15 protein-coding genes are annotated in these 14,353 nt (G+C 45.4%); 5 read left to right on the top strand and 10 right to left on the bottom strand.

Annotation, left to right across the window (positions count from 1 at the left end; genetic code table 11):
- Window positions 1-9: 9 nt before the first annotated feature.
- Window positions 10-318: a CHY zinc finger protein gene (locus tag G343_RS0104605; RefSeq protein WP_020006943.1), complete on the bottom strand. Its 309-nt coding sequence runs from the start codon at window positions 316-318 to the stop codon at window positions 10-12.
- Between the two features lie 250 nt (window positions 319-568).
- Between G343_RS0104605 and G343_RS0104600 the strand changes: the two genes are divergently transcribed.
- Complete coding sequence (locus G343_RS0104600) at window positions 569-970, top strand: nucleotidyltransferase substrate binding protein (RefSeq protein WP_020006942.1); 402 nt, start codon at window positions 569-571, stop codon at window positions 968-970.
- A gap of 98 nt (window positions 971-1,068) precedes the next feature.
- Here G343_RS0104600 and aldA read toward each other — a convergent pair whose 3' ends face one another.
- The 7 genes from aldA to G343_RS0104565 all read right to left on the bottom strand — a co-directional run bounded on the left by aldA (window position 1,069) and on the right by G343_RS0104565 (window position 8,039).
- Window positions 1,069-2,520 carry an aldehyde dehydrogenase gene (gene aldA, locus G343_RS0104595; protein ID WP_020006941.1) on the bottom strand — a complete coding sequence of 484 codons (1,452 nt, stop codon included), beginning with the start codon at window positions 2,518-2,520 and terminating at the stop codon, window positions 1,069-1,071.
- 135 nt (window positions 2,521-2,655) lie between these two features.
- Window positions 2,656-2,787, bottom strand: a complete 132-nt coding sequence (locus G343_RS15825) for a hypothetical protein (protein ID WP_020006940.1) — start codon at window positions 2,785-2,787, stop codon at window positions 2,656-2,658.
- Window positions 2,788-2,851: 64 nt separating this feature from the next.
- Window positions 2,852-3,742, bottom strand: a complete 891-nt coding sequence (locus G343_RS0104585) for a YitT family protein (protein WP_020006939.1) — start codon at window positions 3,740-3,742, stop codon at window positions 2,852-2,854.
- 125 nt (window positions 3,743-3,867) lie between these two features.
- Complete coding sequence (locus G343_RS0104580; RefSeq protein WP_020006938.1) at window positions 3,868-4,530, bottom strand: universal stress protein; 663 nt, start codon at window positions 4,528-4,530, stop codon at window positions 3,868-3,870.
- Between the two features lie 51 nt (window positions 4,531-4,581).
- Window positions 4,582-5,613, bottom strand: coding sequence for a WD40/YVTN/BNR-like repeat-containing protein (locus G343_RS0104575; RefSeq protein ID WP_020006937.1), 1,032 nt, complete (start codon window positions 5,611-5,613; stop codon window positions 4,582-4,584).
- A gap of 24 nt (window positions 5,614-5,637) precedes the next feature.
- Complete coding sequence (locus tag G343_RS0104570) at window positions 5,638-6,996, bottom strand: 5'-deoxyadenosine deaminase (protein WP_026366267.1); 1,359 nt, start codon at window positions 6,994-6,996, stop codon at window positions 5,638-5,640.
- A 215-nt stretch (window positions 6,997-7,211) separates the two neighbouring features.
- Window positions 7,212-8,039, bottom strand: coding sequence for a SurA N-terminal domain-containing protein (locus G343_RS0104565; protein WP_020006935.1), 828 nt, complete (start codon window positions 8,037-8,039; stop codon window positions 7,212-7,214).
- A 159-nt stretch (window positions 8,040-8,198) separates the two neighbouring features.
- Here G343_RS0104565 and G343_RS0104560 point away from each other — a divergent pair, with 159 nt between their 5' ends.
- The 3 genes from G343_RS0104560 to G343_RS0104550 all read left to right on the top strand — a co-directional run bounded on the left by G343_RS0104560 (window position 8,199) and on the right by G343_RS0104550 (window position 11,473).
- A complete protein-coding gene (locus G343_RS0104560; RefSeq protein ID WP_020006934.1) occupies window positions 8,199-8,708 on the top strand; it encodes a cupin domain-containing protein in 510 nt (169 codons plus the stop codon).
- A 56-nt stretch (window positions 8,709-8,764) separates the two neighbouring features.
- Window positions 8,765-9,619, top strand: coding sequence for an aldo/keto reductase (locus G343_RS0104555; RefSeq protein WP_020006933.1), 855 nt, complete (start codon window positions 8,765-8,767; stop codon window positions 9,617-9,619).
- Window positions 9,620-9,841: 222 nt separating this feature from the next.
- Complete coding sequence (locus tag G343_RS0104550; RefSeq protein WP_020006932.1) at window positions 9,842-11,473, top strand: BCCT family transporter; 1,632 nt, start codon at window positions 9,842-9,844, stop codon at window positions 11,471-11,473.
- A 72-nt stretch (window positions 11,474-11,545) separates the two neighbouring features.
- On the opposite strand, the gene G343_RS0104545 is transcribed toward G343_RS0104550, so the two are convergent.
- Both G343_RS0104545 and G343_RS0104540 read right to left on the bottom strand, forming a co-directional pair.
- Complete coding sequence (locus tag G343_RS0104545) at window positions 11,546-12,247, bottom strand: peptidoglycan-binding domain-containing protein (RefSeq protein WP_020006931.1); 702 nt, start codon at window positions 12,245-12,247, stop codon at window positions 11,546-11,548.
- Between the two features lie 153 nt (window positions 12,248-12,400).
- Window positions 12,401-13,693 carry a sugar-transfer associated ATP-grasp domain-containing protein gene (locus G343_RS0104540; protein WP_020006930.1) on the bottom strand — a complete coding sequence of 431 codons (1,293 nt, stop codon included), beginning with the start codon at window positions 13,691-13,693 and terminating at the stop codon, window positions 12,401-12,403.
- A 285-nt stretch (window positions 13,694-13,978) separates the two neighbouring features.
- Here G343_RS0104540 and G343_RS0104535 point away from each other — a divergent pair.
- Window positions 13,979-14,353, top strand: a 375-nt coding sequence (locus G343_RS0104535; RefSeq protein ID WP_020006929.1) for a transposase, incomplete at its 3' end; no start/stop codon positions are given.

Here is a 14,353-nt window from a genome sequence, read left to right as displayed (position 1 = left end):
AAACTGCGATTATTTTGCAAAATATAGATGATGATGATGCCGACAGCCTTCATTGAACTGTGCACCACACGTTTTGCAATGGCTCGCCTTTAAATATTCATGAATAGTATGTTCTGTACTGCACACACCGCACATGATCGCTTTCTCGCTGAATGCATCACTTTTCCATCTGATCACCGGATGGTCTTCACATTCCGCATGACATTTGTAACAGGGATAATATCTATTGCAGCATGCAAATTTGATCGCGATAATATCTTCCTTTGTATGGTAGTGGATACAGCGGGTCTCATCATCAACGGTCCTGCCGCAAATCATATACCTTCCCCCTTGGACGTTGTAAATAGTGATAAATGTCCAGCATGCTCGTATCCATTTACTTTCCCGTTTATATTTTTCATAAAACAAGGAATTTAGACCGCCGCATGTCATTGTTATTATAAAATGGAATCATCCAGTTGATTAACAAAGCCTCCGTCCATTATACTCGGAGAAATGACAGGCGTTATTTTTATGTGTGTAAGCAAGATAAACAAACCCAATTTTGAATGATTGAAGGAGAATCGCTATGAACAATGATGAAATTCGCTGGAGACAGGATTTCGATAGTTACTATAAATCATATACCGAGCTGAAAAAATACAATGATCGCATATTCCAAAATGACCTTGAAAAGGCCGGCTACATCCACTATTTTGAAATGGCCTTTGATTTCGCGCAAAAAGTCATGTTTTCCTATTTGGATGCCAAAGGTGAAACGGTGAAAGATTACCGTCAAGCGGTGAAAAAGTTAGAGGAACGGAATATTATTCAAAATCACAGAAGCTGGCTTAAGGCGAACAACCGCAGTAATTTAACCTTGTTTCTGCACCAGAATGAAAAACTGTTTGATACACTCATCGACGAGATTAAAAGTACTTATTTGCCAGAACTGACGCTTTTTACAGAGAAACTTGAGGAAATCAAATAGCTGTTGCACGGATATTTCCGTCACACGTAAAAGGAGAGGATGCCTGTAAGTGGCATCCTCTCCTTTAGCCAGAAAAAATTATATCCAGGCGGTTCGTTTTATGCCTGATCATTTTTATATTGCATATAAGCGACCTGGGTAACAAGGAAATCTTCCACCCCGTGCCTGCCGTCCGTGCCGCCCAGACCGGATTGTCGCATGCCGGCATGATAGCCCTGCACGGCTTCGAAGTTTTCACGATTGACATATGTTTCGCCAAACCGCATTTCATTGATGACACGCATCGCTTCATTGAGGTCTTCAGTGTAAACGGAGGAAGATAAACCATAATCCGTGTCATTGGCTTTTTCAATAGCCTCATCCAACGTACTGAATGTAACGATCGGCAGTACAGGTCCGAATATTTCATCACGAATGACAGTTGAGTCATGTGACACATTGGTCAGTATCGTTGGTTTGTAGAAATACCCGGCATCAACTTCCCCGCGTGCGCCGCCGGCTGCAATCTCAGCGCCTTGCTCCACCGCTTCGCTGACCATCCCTTCAACTGTTTCAAGTCTGTCACGGTTGATCAGCGGGCCGACATCCGCTGCTTTGTCTTCCCGCGTATTGCCCAGTTTCTTCGCTTCAAATGCTTTAACCAATTTTTCAGTCAGGGACTGGGCAACACTGTCATGGACGTACAGACGCTCAGCATTCGTACAAGCCTGTCCGTTATTGGCAAGCCTTGAAGTGACAATCGCCTCTGCAGCCAGATCCAGGTCGGCATTTTTAGTCACAATTGCCGGTGCTTTGCCGCCCAGTTCAAGATTCACCTTCGTAATATTCTGTGCAGCGGCTTCCATCACCTTAGTGCCCGCGCCAACACTGCCGGTCATTGTTATCATTTGAACATCTTTGTGTGAAGCCAGCGCGTTGCCAATTTCTGAACCTGCCCCTGTCACCACATTGTAGACACCAGCGGGTACTTCTTCCATCTCATCCATGATCTTCGTAAATTCCATTGCCGTATTCGGCGTATGCTGGCTTGGTTTTATGATAATCGTGCAGCCGGTCACCAATGCCGTTGCTACTTTCCTGGCCAGGATAAAGACCGGGAAGTTCCAAGGAATGATACCGGCGACGACACCAATCGGTTTTTTATAAATGAAAATATTTTCATTCGGACGGTCACTCGGGACGATATCGCCTTCCATTCTTCTGGCCCATTCAGACATATAACGGAAATAGTCTATCGCCAGATCCACTTCGCCGCTGGCCAGTTCGTAATCTTTTCCCTGCTCCTCCTGGAGCAGATCAATGAATTTATCTCTTCTGTTTTCAATCTCATCGCCTAATTTACGAACAATCTTCCCCCGTTCAATATTAGGCATCATTTCCCATTTTGAGCCAGCTTCAGAAGCAGCCTGCACTGCCCGTTCAACATCTTCACCTGTGCCCTTCGGAGTTTTTGCAATCACTGCTTCAGTTGCCGGATTGAGAACGTCAATCCACTCATTTCCTGCAGATGCAGAATATTCACCATTGATATATAACTGATGGTTAAGCAAAGTCATTCCTCCTTCTCATGATCACAGTGGTTTTTCCCTTTAAAAGTACAGCTGAAACAAATGGGCAGAATGACAAAACAGAGGACATAGACAGTTTCATCAACTCTGCGAATATTGTCATATTATCTACAATTACTAAAGATCACCTGCGCTGGATAAAAAGCCCTGGCACCTCCTAAGTTTACAGATGAAATAAAAAATCTTTTCGTCCAGGGCCAGTGCTTTCAAACTATCTTTAATTACGAGGTCTATTTCTGTTCCAACCATACAAACGCTCCTTTTTACATGATGTTTTACGCACATCCACCGCTTAGATCTATTCTAACCTTGTTCATTCATCCGCTCTTTCCTTATAGTACTGCCGTTCTTCCTTCGCGCTGCCGAATGTTTTCTGTGTCGGATGGTGTGCTCTGGCAAATGAACCGCCGCTGACGTCCTTAACTGTATCCACCACTATAAACGCGGCTTCGTCCACTTCATGTATCAGCTTTTTAAGGAAAAACAACTGCTGTTTGGGCACAGCCACATAAATCAGATGCTCATTATTTCCGCTGCCCTCGTTGTCACCCCGGAGAATTGTCGTATGGGCGCCAAGATTCCGCTGGATGGAACCGGCGATTGATTCGCTGTAATCCGAGAAGATATGAACTACCTTTTTGGATTCAAAACCTTCCAGTACATAATCCGTCACTTTCTTTCCGATGAATAATGCCACAACAGTATATAAAACCATGATCGGACCGATGACAAACACCCCGCTGCCGACAATAAGCGCATCCAGCACAAAATTGGTACCGGTCAGGCCCCATCCAAAATGATTGTTCAGCATTTTGGCAATTGTGGAAGTACCGCCAACCGTGCTTCCTGAGCGAAAGATGAAACCAAAACCGATCCCTGTGAACAGCCCTGCGTAAAGCGCGGCCAGTAAAGGGTCATTCACTGCTGTCCCGTAGTCTTCCATCAAAAAGAGGAATAATGAGAATAGCGGAATTGCCGCAATCGATTTTATGATCATCGCTTTTGGCAGGTAGCGGAGACCGACAGCAAAGATAATACTGCTGACGACGAAAGTGACCGCTGCGGGGGACCATCCCAGACCATAATAAAGGAGGAGGGATAATCCCGGGATGCCGCCTTCAGCAAGCGAGTTCGGCATTGAAAACATCGCGACTGAAAAAGCGAAGAAAAAAGTGCCGAGCACCATCATGCCATAATCTTTCATACTGCACGTCCTTTTCTCTTTATTTGTAATGGACAATATTGGAGGAATGTTCATGGTCAGGGTATCTGTGTAACAGCAAGGATGGCTCCAACAATTGATGTGTTTAGCAGCCAAGGCGGTTTCAATTATTCTATTTTAGTTGCTGTACCTTTGACCACATCATACTGATTAAAATCTCCTTCCGTCGCATAAGAAACAAATATGCCTGTGTTAAAATCAGTATCTGAGTTCTTGAAGAAAACGCCGTCTTCCACAGATTGCTGTGTCTGACTTGTAACAAGTACAAATTCCCCATCGCGGCCGGAAGGTTCAAGGGCTCCATAACGCCCCTTATTATATTCCCAATCTCCATACGGGAAGGCAATATCCGGGGCGATAAAATGGAGCTCCAGGAACGGCATTTTCTTCAATACATAATTCGCAAACGTCCCGCTGACCAGCTCTTCCCATCTGCTTTCCGGGATATGGGCCAAGACAAGCTGGGTGGCTGCTTTTTCTTTAGCAAACTGGTGCAGGATTTTCAGGATTTCCCGGTGCCGTTCAAATGTTTCAACCCTGTATTCCGCTACATTCAGATCTTCACTCAGCTTTTTGCTTTCAGTGAGATAAAGCTCTTTTTCCGCAGAGGAGACACCAGACTGTATATACTCAAGAAAGAGTACAGAAAATTTGCATTGGAACGCTTCAGCCAATTTGGCGCCACGTAAAATCGTATTCGGATTGTATGACTCAAAATCCAGCATGACTAATACATTTTCTTCCCTGTAGCTTGGAAATAAATTTTTCATCTCTAACCTGCCCCCTTTTAATTCTCATTATCTTCTAAGACCAATGATTATTCAACCATTACTCCCAGTGCCCACTGCGGCGAGCCCCCGGATTCTTTTTCCCGTCAAATGTTCCGGCCATTTCAATGACATTTGTTCCCATGTCTTCCCGCCATCATCGGACAGATAAACTCCTTGATTATTGACGGCGTAAAACACACCGGGTGCTGAGGGATCTGTGGCTAAAGCAAAAACGGTGGAGCCGTATGCTTCTGGAAGGCCTTCATGTACAGGTGTCCACGGACCTTGTTTTTCCCGGCGCACTAAAATTGTATTAGCCCCTTCCGGGCGATAGGCTGTACGGGGGCTTTGAGCCGCCGATGCTACCATTGTATTTTCATCTGCCGGGTCGACAGCGATGCCCACCAGATAGTTGTAAGGTTCAAGACCCTCATTGACCGTCTGCCATGTCGCCCCTGCATCGGCGCTCTCTGCATACCCGCCGCCTGCTGCTTCATACACGCGTCCCGATACGTGCGGATGAATCGTTAACATATGGCAGTCATGCTGGGACCCTGGTTTCCTATCCTCCCAGGTTCTGCCTTTATCTTCACTTTTCATGACACCGCCGAGTTCGATGCCGACAAAGATGCGATTCTCGTCATGCGGATCCGGCTCGATCCAGCGCACATGATGCGTGTGCGGCCGGGGCGGGAAACTCCAAGTGGATTTCGAGGGCAGATCCAACAGTGCCGGGCAGTCGATCCATGTCCGGCCGCCATCCTCAGAACGGAACAAGCCGCTGGGTTCAGTGCCTGCCCATACGACGCGATAGCCGTTTCTGACCTCCGTCGGACTGACGGCGACACTCATCACTCGGTTATAGGTAATGCCTGTCCCTGCGCGCTCCCACGTCTCACCGCTGTCATCGCTGATCCAAAGACCGTTATCAAACGTTCCGCCATACAGCCGGCCCGGGCTGGCCGGGTCCGCAGCAAGGCATAAGAATTGATGGGGGGATGGTTTCTCTTCCATCATCCAGTTCGGCCCATCTGCGTTCACCTCATAAATGGCACTGCCTGCTGAAAAATATAAAGCGTTCATTCTGTTCACCCCTTGTATCATTTTTTACTTATCCTCATTATAAACATATTGAATATGAGGCATTCTTCTCATCAGCCGTTTGATCGATTTATCCGCTTCCTTCAGCACAATATTTTTGTCGATGTTCTTTATCTCCCTGTTTTTCATAATCACCTTCCCGTTGATGATTGTTGTTTCTACGTCTGAAGCGGCAGCTGCGTAGACAATTCTTGAAACAGGATCAACATCGTATGACGGAAAAACATGAAAATCATTCATATCCAGAATGGATAAATCGGCTTTTTTACCCACTTCCAGACTGCCGATTTCATCTTCCATCCCGATCGCTTTAGCCCCTTCAATGGTCGCCATCCGGAACACCGTCTGTGCATTCATTGCCGCAGCCCCATGCGCCGGCTTGTGAATCCCGGCAGCCAGCCTCATTTCATTCAGCATGTTCAAGTTGTTGTTGCACGGGGCACCGTCTGCGCCAAGACTCACCTTGGCGCCCTGGTTCATCATCTCAGGCACATCAGCAATTCCTGAAGCCAGTTTCAAGTTGGATCCGGGAGCATGGCTGACTTTCACCCTTCTATCTTTAATAATTGACTTTTCTTCATCATCCAGCCATATACAATGCGCCAGAATCAGCCGTTCACTGGCCAGGCCAAGATAATCTAAATATGTGACATTCCGCATGCCTGTCCGGTTCCGTACAATCTCGATCTCGCCGCTGCTTTCTGCGGCGTGAGAATGAATATGAACACCGTAATGAGCGGAAAGATCCCTGACCTGTGTAAGCAGCGCTTCAGAACAGGAGATGACAAAACGGGGGGAAAACGCATACTTTATCCTGCCGTTATCGAAGTCATGCCATTTCTCCAGCAAATCCACACTTTCCTGAACTGAATCATCGGTGTTTTCCTGCAGTAATAAAGGCGTTTCATCCCCATAATCCATCATGACTTTACCGCTCAAGGCACGGATGCCGCTCGCTGCAATTGCCTGAAAAGCGGCATCGGTGTGGTGGACAGTCTCCATATCCACAATCGTCGTTGTCCCGCCCTGGATAAGCTCCCCGAGGCCGAGCATCGCTGAATAATAATTTGATTCTTCATCATGGGCGGCTTCAAGCGGCCAGATCCGTCGTTTCAGCCAGTCCAGCAATTCCATATCGTCCGCCTGTCCCCGGAATATTGTTTGACATAGGTGAATATGCGTTTGGATAAAACCGGGAATGACCGTTTTACCCCGGGCTTCTATCACTTGATCCACATGATATGCATCAATTTGGGGTGCAATCTGAGTAATACAGTCATTTTCAATCAATAAATCTCCATATATGATCTCGTTATTGTCATCAGCAGTGATAATTTCACCGTTTTTAATAAGTATTTTTGTCATTCCTTTCACCCCGGCTGCAATCAATGATTTTCTTGTCCGTTAGAAACCGTTTCCTTTCACCTCATTATATTAGACGGCGGTGAAATATTCTACCATTGACCCATCATATATATCATCTGAACGGCTGAGCTGTGTACAGGCACAAAGAAGCCCCACAGCCACAATGACAAGTGGCGATGGGACTTCTCACACCATTTCAGTTTTAAAAAGCCGATTTAGACATTGACGGTGACGTCTGAATTGTCACGGAGTTCAGATGCGAGTGTCTGTGCCGCTTCACTTTCCTTCTGACTTTTAACCTGTTCTTCCAGGTCCGGTTTCATTTCTTCAAAGGAAGGCATCTCCTGGTCTCCGCCCATCTGTTCCTGCTGTTCTTTTGCCTGATCATAGGCCTCCTGGAGTTCTTCCTCTGTCGGTTCAATATCTCCGGCCTCTTCTGCAATCAGCTGATCCACCTTCACCTGTGTTTCTAACTGGGACATCGCTTCATCTTCAGACATCCCCTGTTCTTCCAATGCAGCAAAGAAATCATCCTGTGATTCCATGCCGTTCTGTTCGACCATCTGGTCTATCGCTGCATTGACATCTTCTTCCGGTGCGCTGATGTCCCGGTTATTCGATTCCTGGATCAGCAGTTCCTGATCAACCATACCTTCGGCCACCTGCTGTTTCAGCTGATCCTGGTCAACCTCTTCCCCTGACATCTGCTGCTGCATAGCCACCTGTTGGAATTGACCGGTATACGTTTGTTCAAATTCTTCCTTCGTCACTTCTTCACCGTTGACTTCAGCAACAACATCCGGAACACCTTCAAGGTCCGGTTCCGGCATTTGGGCCTGTTCACCACTGCCGGACTGGCCGCCATCACCGGATTGCTCTCCACTGCCGGACTGGCCGCTTTGACTTTCCTCACTGCCGCCGGAAGCCTCTTCCTGTGTATTTGATCCTTCATCTGTATTTTCAGCTGATTCATCTCCGCCGCCACACGCGGTCATAACAACTGCGAATGTGCCGATGGATAGACTCAATAGCCACTTTTTCAACTTTATTTTCCCCTTTCAACCTGTATTGCCGTCATTTTAACACATCGTTAGCGCTGGGACATTCAATTATGTGCTCACGCTCTCAATTAATTCCCGGCGGGTTTAGAATTTATAAAATAGGATATGGGAATAATGGACATCTCAGCGGGAGGTGAGATCATGAAATATGCACAAGAGATCACTATAGAACCCGTTAAACTTGGCGATGACGGGGCCATTCCGAACCATCCTTCATTTCCATTGCTGCTCTATAGGAATGTGATTGAAGATGATGACCGGCCAGTCAATATCTTATCGCGGAACAACTGGCTGGGGGCCTGGCACGGCGCTGTGGCACCGCATCATCATTATCACAGCACTTCCCACGAAGTCCTTATCGTATCGAACGGCACCGCGACACTGCTGCTCGGCGGGGCCCAGGGAGCCAGTATGGATGTCCGGCAGGGGGATATGATTGTTCTGCCGGCAGGCGTCGGCCATAAACGCTTAGCGGCAAGTAAAGACTTTGAAGTGATTGGTGCCTACCCTGATGGCAGGGATTATGACTTTTGTTATGGATATGAAGATGAACGTCCGGAGAAACTGGACAATATCAGACAAGTGCCGTTACCCGACTATGACCCGTTATACGGCGCAGATGGGCCGCTGTTCACCCATTGGCAGCGGTAAATGCAGCAAATTGCTGCACAATGCTTACATTATAATGATTTTAAGGAGATGAGACTTTGATTATTGATAATAATCACTTTGTTCTAAACGACGGTTCAGTGCTCCCATACGTGGGATTAGGCACGATTGGCATTAAAGGAGATCAGGGCACGTTTGAAATCTTAAACGCCTTAAATTCAGGATATCGTTTAATCGATACTTCAACAAACTATGACAATGAAGGCATTGTTGGTGAAGCGGTGCGCAGATCCAGACTGCCAAGAGAAGAAATTTTAGTCAGCACCAAATTGCCCGGTTCTTACCATGCGTATGATCAAGCATTTCTTTTTATCCAGGAATCTTTGCGCCGGACTGGGTTAAAATATTTTGACAAGTATTTAATTCATTGGCCAAATCCCAAAGACGGCAAATATGCAGAGGCTTGGAAAGCTCTGGTGGACGCTCAGAAACAAGGGTTAATCAGAACCATCGGTGTGTCAAACTTTGAACCTGAGCACCTGGACCGCATTATCGCAGAAACAGGTGTCACACCTGCCACCAATCAGGTGGAACGCCACCCGTATTTTAATAATAACCGTTTGGTTGAAGCAGATAAAAAGCGGGGGATTCTCACTGAATCCTGGAGTCCTTTTGGCCGGGGTTATCTGAATGATGTGCTCGACAATGCTACAATTAAAGAAATTGCGGAGAAATACGGCAGGACGCCAGCCCAGATTATTCTCAATTGGAACTATCAGGCCGGCGTATTTACGATTCCTAAATCCAGCGATCCGACGCATCAAAAAGAAAATATCGATAGTACCGGCTTTGAACTCGCCCGCGAGGATATTGAAAGGATTGATGCGTTGGATAAAGGGGAAGACGGCCGTGTTGAGGGGCAGGACCCTAACGAATATCATGAATATGTATAAAACAACAGCTAATATTAATTAAATACGAACTATTATCTTCAGACTGTTGAATCATAGCCGCAGGAATGTTAATTTATATAGTATTGTGATTATATTCGTTATCTAATCAAAAATTATAAATTCGATAATGAATTGGTTTTAAATACGATGATCTTGATTATTCATCGTATTTTTACTGCGAACACTAGCAATCTTAATTTCAGTTTCTAGGAGGTAACAGTCTTGAAAAAAAAGCAAACCTTTACTAAGGTGTTTTGGATTTCTCTAATAATTGCAGGAATCTTTATCCTGTGGGGCGCCATTTTCCCAAACAATGTTGAAACAGTGCTTGGAGCCATTGACGGGTTTATAGCCTCGAATTTCGGATGGGTTTACATGCTGTCCATGACCCTGTTTGTGCTCTTTGCCCTTTTCATGATTATCAGTCCTTTTGGACGAATCAAACTGGGCAAACCAGATGAAAAACCGCAGTACAGTTATTTTACATGGTTCGCTTTCCTGTTTACAGCGGGCATGGGCGTCGGCCTTGTGTTCTTTGGTGTCAACGAGCCATTGACCCATTATTATACGCCGCCAACTGCTGACTCAGGTACAAACGTTGCAGCCCAGGAATCATTACAGTATACATTATTCCATTGGGGCTTCCATCCATGGTCAGTCTACGCAGTGGTCGGTATGGCGCTTGCCTACTTTAAATTCAGGCACCAGTCTCCGCTGCTCATGAGTGCTTCGCTCACCCCCCTGCTGGGTGATCGTGCGAAAGGGATCATCGGCAATAGTGTGGATATACTGGCAGTGTTCGGTACCATTTTTGGTATCGCGACATCACTGGGGCTCGGAGCCACACAAATTACCTCAGGGCTCAGTTACAGTTTTGAAGCCATAGACAACAATACGCTCACCCAGATGATCGTGGTTCTGCTCATTACAGTGGCATTCATCATTTCATCCGTAACAGGTGTAAATCGCGGTATCCGCTATCTCAGTCTGACAAATATTACTGTTGCCATTGCGCTGATGCTCTTTGTACTCGTCGCCGGCTCAACGCTGCAGATGGTTGAGGCATTCATGAGTACGACAGGTAACTATATACAGAACCTGCCAAGCATGACATTAAACATGAATACATTTGTGGGAGACAGGGAATTCCTGAATAGCTGGACGCTCTTCTACTGGGCATGGTGGATCGGCTGGGCCGCATTCGTCGGCAGTTTCATCGCCCGTGTATCCAGAGGCAGGACGATCCGCGAATTTACAATTGGTGTAATTTCTGTACCATTCTTATTCAGTGCAATCTGGTTCTCTATTTTCGGTATCGCAGGTATTGAAATGGATAACGCAACCGGCGGAGAACTGTCCACGCTGCTGACTGAAATGGGCGAGGAAGTAGCATTGTTCGCCTTCCTCGAACAGTATCCATTCAGCATTGCATTGGTCGGTATCGCTGTATTGCTCATTGCATCATTCTTTGTAACGTCCGCCGATTCCGGTACATTCGTTCTCGGCATGCTGACTTCAGGCGGCAGTCTCAACCCAACCCTCAGGATAAAAATCATCTGGGGTCTCATACTGGCTGGAACAGCAATGGTGTTGCTGTTGTCCGGAGGACTGGCAGCGTTGGAAATGGCAATGCTGATTGCTGCATTCCCATTCACCTTTGTTGTGATTCTGCAGGCCATATCACTTATTAAAGCATTAAATGCTGAGTACGATATCCTGACGATGGAGAAAAAACAGCAGGAATTATCACCCGGTTACCAGGAAGAGGCACAGCGTGAGCTGGAAGAAAAACGTGAAGAATTCCGGGAAGCACTTCCGGATGAAACCGGTGAAGAAGAAACAGAAGAAAAATAGAAAAATGAAATATAGACAAGAAAAAGTCTTCCGGATCAGTTTGATCCGGAAGACTTTTTACTTATTCATTGTTTATAATGCCTTCTCTATCTTTTCCAATGTCACATCATCCGCAATACCATTGACGGGCAGCCCACAGTCTGCCTGAAACTGCTTCAGTTTCTTTTCAGTAAGTCCGCCAAACTTGCTGGTAATTTTCATATTACCGTAACCCAGCCGGTTCAGATTCACTTTCAACCGGATGGTATCCTCGTTTCTTTTCCCCAATTGCAACGGGCATTCAAGCAGGGCATTGAGCTTAGCGGCCGTGTCAGAATCGAGCACACCGGTCTCGGCCAATCCAAACCATCTTTGAAACGCTGTTATCCGGCTTTTCATTTCTTCGGAGACAGATTCATATGTATCTTCACTTGCAAAACCGAGGCGTTCAAACACATTCATCTGGTGCTCCATCTCACTACTGCTGTCTCCCGGTTCATGAACTTTCGTGTAAGCTGTGTTAATCTTTTTCTTTGTTTCACTATCAACCACACCGCTCTCGGGCAGCTGGTAATCTGACTGGAACCTTTTCACCTGTTTTTGAAAATAAGATCCAAACTTCGCTGAGACCTTACTTTTTCCATAACCCAGCCAATTCAGTTTGGTCTTCAGATCCACTATATCTTTGTGTTTCATCCCTTTTTGGAGAACAGATGATGATATATTGCCATTTTCATCCGATCCCCCCTCAGTGAGGTGATTCTTGTTTGGCGAAAGTTCCTTATTTACAGCCACGCTCAGGACCTCCTGTGCTTCTTCACTTTAATATTGTGATTCCATAATAAAGTATAGAAGGGCTGCAAACTTCCGTCAAGAGCGGAGGGACAGCTTAATCAAAAAGGAAAATCATATCAAAGATGTGGCTTCAAAAGGTAAGATGGCACCACCTCACCTTTTGAATAATGAAGAAAGTTTTCGAATTGGCTGAGTCATGCGCCAACTCTTACTGTCCAAGATATTATTGTATTTCTTGTCAATGCGATCTCTTTCCTTTTGTAACTGCTGATTATCATTTTTAAGCGTCTGAACACGCTTATTCAATTTCTTGACAGAGGGCTGATTTTTAGAAAAGCTTTTAAATCGCGGCGAATGCTTATCATTTCTTTCTTTATGCATATATTCCAGTATCTCTTCCGTTAAATCTCCAAACAATGGCCGTTCTGCCAGCAATTGGTAGAACCATGTCCCGCCCTTAAAATTCGCTTCCAGAAATACCGGCAATCCGTCAGCACCCACGGCGATATCCCACGAAATGAAGTCATGATGAAGGATAGGTTTGTGTAAATCAGTTACATATTGCTTAAACTGATCAAAATTGGGAATCGGCTGCATATCCTTGAACAGAACACCTGTCGTTGGATGTTCAGCGTGTACTTTAAAGCTTCTATCCAACGCCGTGTCCATAAACTCACCGTTATCTTTGACTCCGATGGACACACCGCCTGAACTGGTGTTGTCCAATACTTTGCCCTGTGCGCCGAATTTAGCAAAAGTGAGCAGATACCTGATCTCATCTTTCCACCTGAGAGTCACCATCCTCAAGGTGTTGACAGAATCAGGATGGGGTTCAGACATTACAGCGTGCTGCTGCACGACCTTCTGAACCGCAAAATTGGCTCCATACATTTCTTCCAGAGCATCGAGATGCAGTTTCTCGTCATCCAGAAATAGATAATCCTCACGATAATATAGCTTTTTTATCCCCTGCCCATTGTTGGTGTTACTGGGTTTGACGATAAAGTCTTGCTTGTAGGATAAAAGTTCTGTTAACGCTGCGGATTTATCCAGAAAGTTGTTATGCTGATCGAAGTATAATCCATGTGCTCTTTTCAGAACAGTTTCTACAGACCGCTCTGTAGGTATCAACAAGTCATATAGATTCTTATCCTGATACACACTGTTCATTTGCTGATCATTTAAAAATGGGATAATTTCATTCCAGGAAGTTCTTGGATCAACAATTCTCGGTTCTTTCTCCCCTGTATAGTTCATAAAAGCGATGTGAATCATAGGATCCACATTTTTATGATAATGCTTTTGCCAATATTGTTTAACTTCATTTATGAAGGATTCATCTACATTTTCCAGCAGACCGGCCTTATAGTAACTTTTAAAAGCCTCAGTTTTTGTATTCATCTCTAAAGATTTGTAGTAACCCATTTCAGTTTTATCTTTAACCAACTGTTTCCCCTCCTACACACAAATAAAGATGTGAATATCTTCTCCGTATTTAACCTAAGTCTCTCATTAAGTAAAAACTAAGGTACTAAAAACATTATAGTTTAAACAATCCTTCAAAGGAAACTATTTTTATCCTGAATTATTCATAGAAAAATATTAACAGGCAATTAATGCCGGTTTCATTGGTTTTCCAAGGGAATGACCATTCACTTGAAAAGTGAAAAAAGAACCCGTTTCTGATAAGGTTAAATTACCACAAAATAACCAAAAGAAAGGGTTCTTATAATGGCTACTTTACCTCAAATCTCATTGGATTTCAATCGCAAGATCAAACGCTCAAACGACGGCGGTGCGCTCTCCTCCGATACGGGCACGCTGCGCTTCCGGGAATTCGATGAAACAATCGGGTTCTCAAAGACCATCGCCGAGCATCTGCACCTGAGAGACAACCGGCTGTATCATATCCATTCCAATGATCATTTGTTGCGGCAGAAGCTGTACCAGATGATTGCCGGCTATGCCGAAGACGATGCCGCGGACCAGCTGACCGAAGATCCAGTCTTTACGCAGGTCATCGACGCCGGTGATCTGGCTTCCCAGCCGAGTCTGTCGCGTTTCTGGTCCCGTTTTGATGATGCATCCATCGAACAGTTGGATCGG

Origin of the sequence: Salinicoccus albus DSM 19776, from assembly GCF_000385175.1 — a bacterium.
Taxonomy (GTDB): domain Bacteria; phylum Bacillota; class Bacilli; order Staphylococcales; family Salinicoccaceae; genus Salinicoccus; species Salinicoccus albus.
The sequence above is the reverse complement of the archived record's forward strand: the minus strand, read 5'-3'. Positions and strand labels throughout refer to the sequence as shown.

Excerpts from the sequence above, each read along its gene's own strand:
- G343_RS0104605 (WP_020006943.1), bottom strand. The coding sequence starts at position 318 with ATGATTTGCGGCAGGACCGTTGATGATGAGACCCGCTGTATCCACTAC.
- G343_RS0104600 (WP_020006942.1), top strand. The coding sequence starts at position 569 with ATGAACAATGATGAAATTCGCTGGAGACAGGATTTCGATAGTTACTAT.
- G343_RS15825 (WP_020006940.1), bottom strand. The coding sequence starts at position 2,787 with ATGGTTGGAACAGAAATAGACCTCGTAATTAAAGATAGTTTGAAAGCA.
- G343_RS0104585 (WP_020006939.1), bottom strand. The coding sequence starts at position 3,742 with ATGAAAGATTATGGCATGATGGTGCTCGGCACTTTTTTCTTCGCTTTT.
- G343_RS0104580 (WP_020006938.1), bottom strand. The coding sequence starts at position 4,530 with ATGAAAAATTTATTTCCAAGCTACAGGGAAGAAAATGTATTAGTCATG.
- G343_RS0104575 (WP_020006937.1), bottom strand. The coding sequence starts at position 5,613 with ATGAACGCTTTATATTTTTCAGCAGGCAGTGCCATTTATGAGGTGAAC.
- G343_RS0104570 (WP_026366267.1), bottom strand. The coding sequence starts at position 6,996 with ATGACAAAAATACTTATTAAAAACGGTGAAATTATCACTGCTGATGAC.
- G343_RS0104560 (WP_020006934.1), top strand. The coding sequence starts at position 8,199 with ATGAAATATGCACAAGAGATCACTATAGAACCCGTTAAACTTGGCGAT.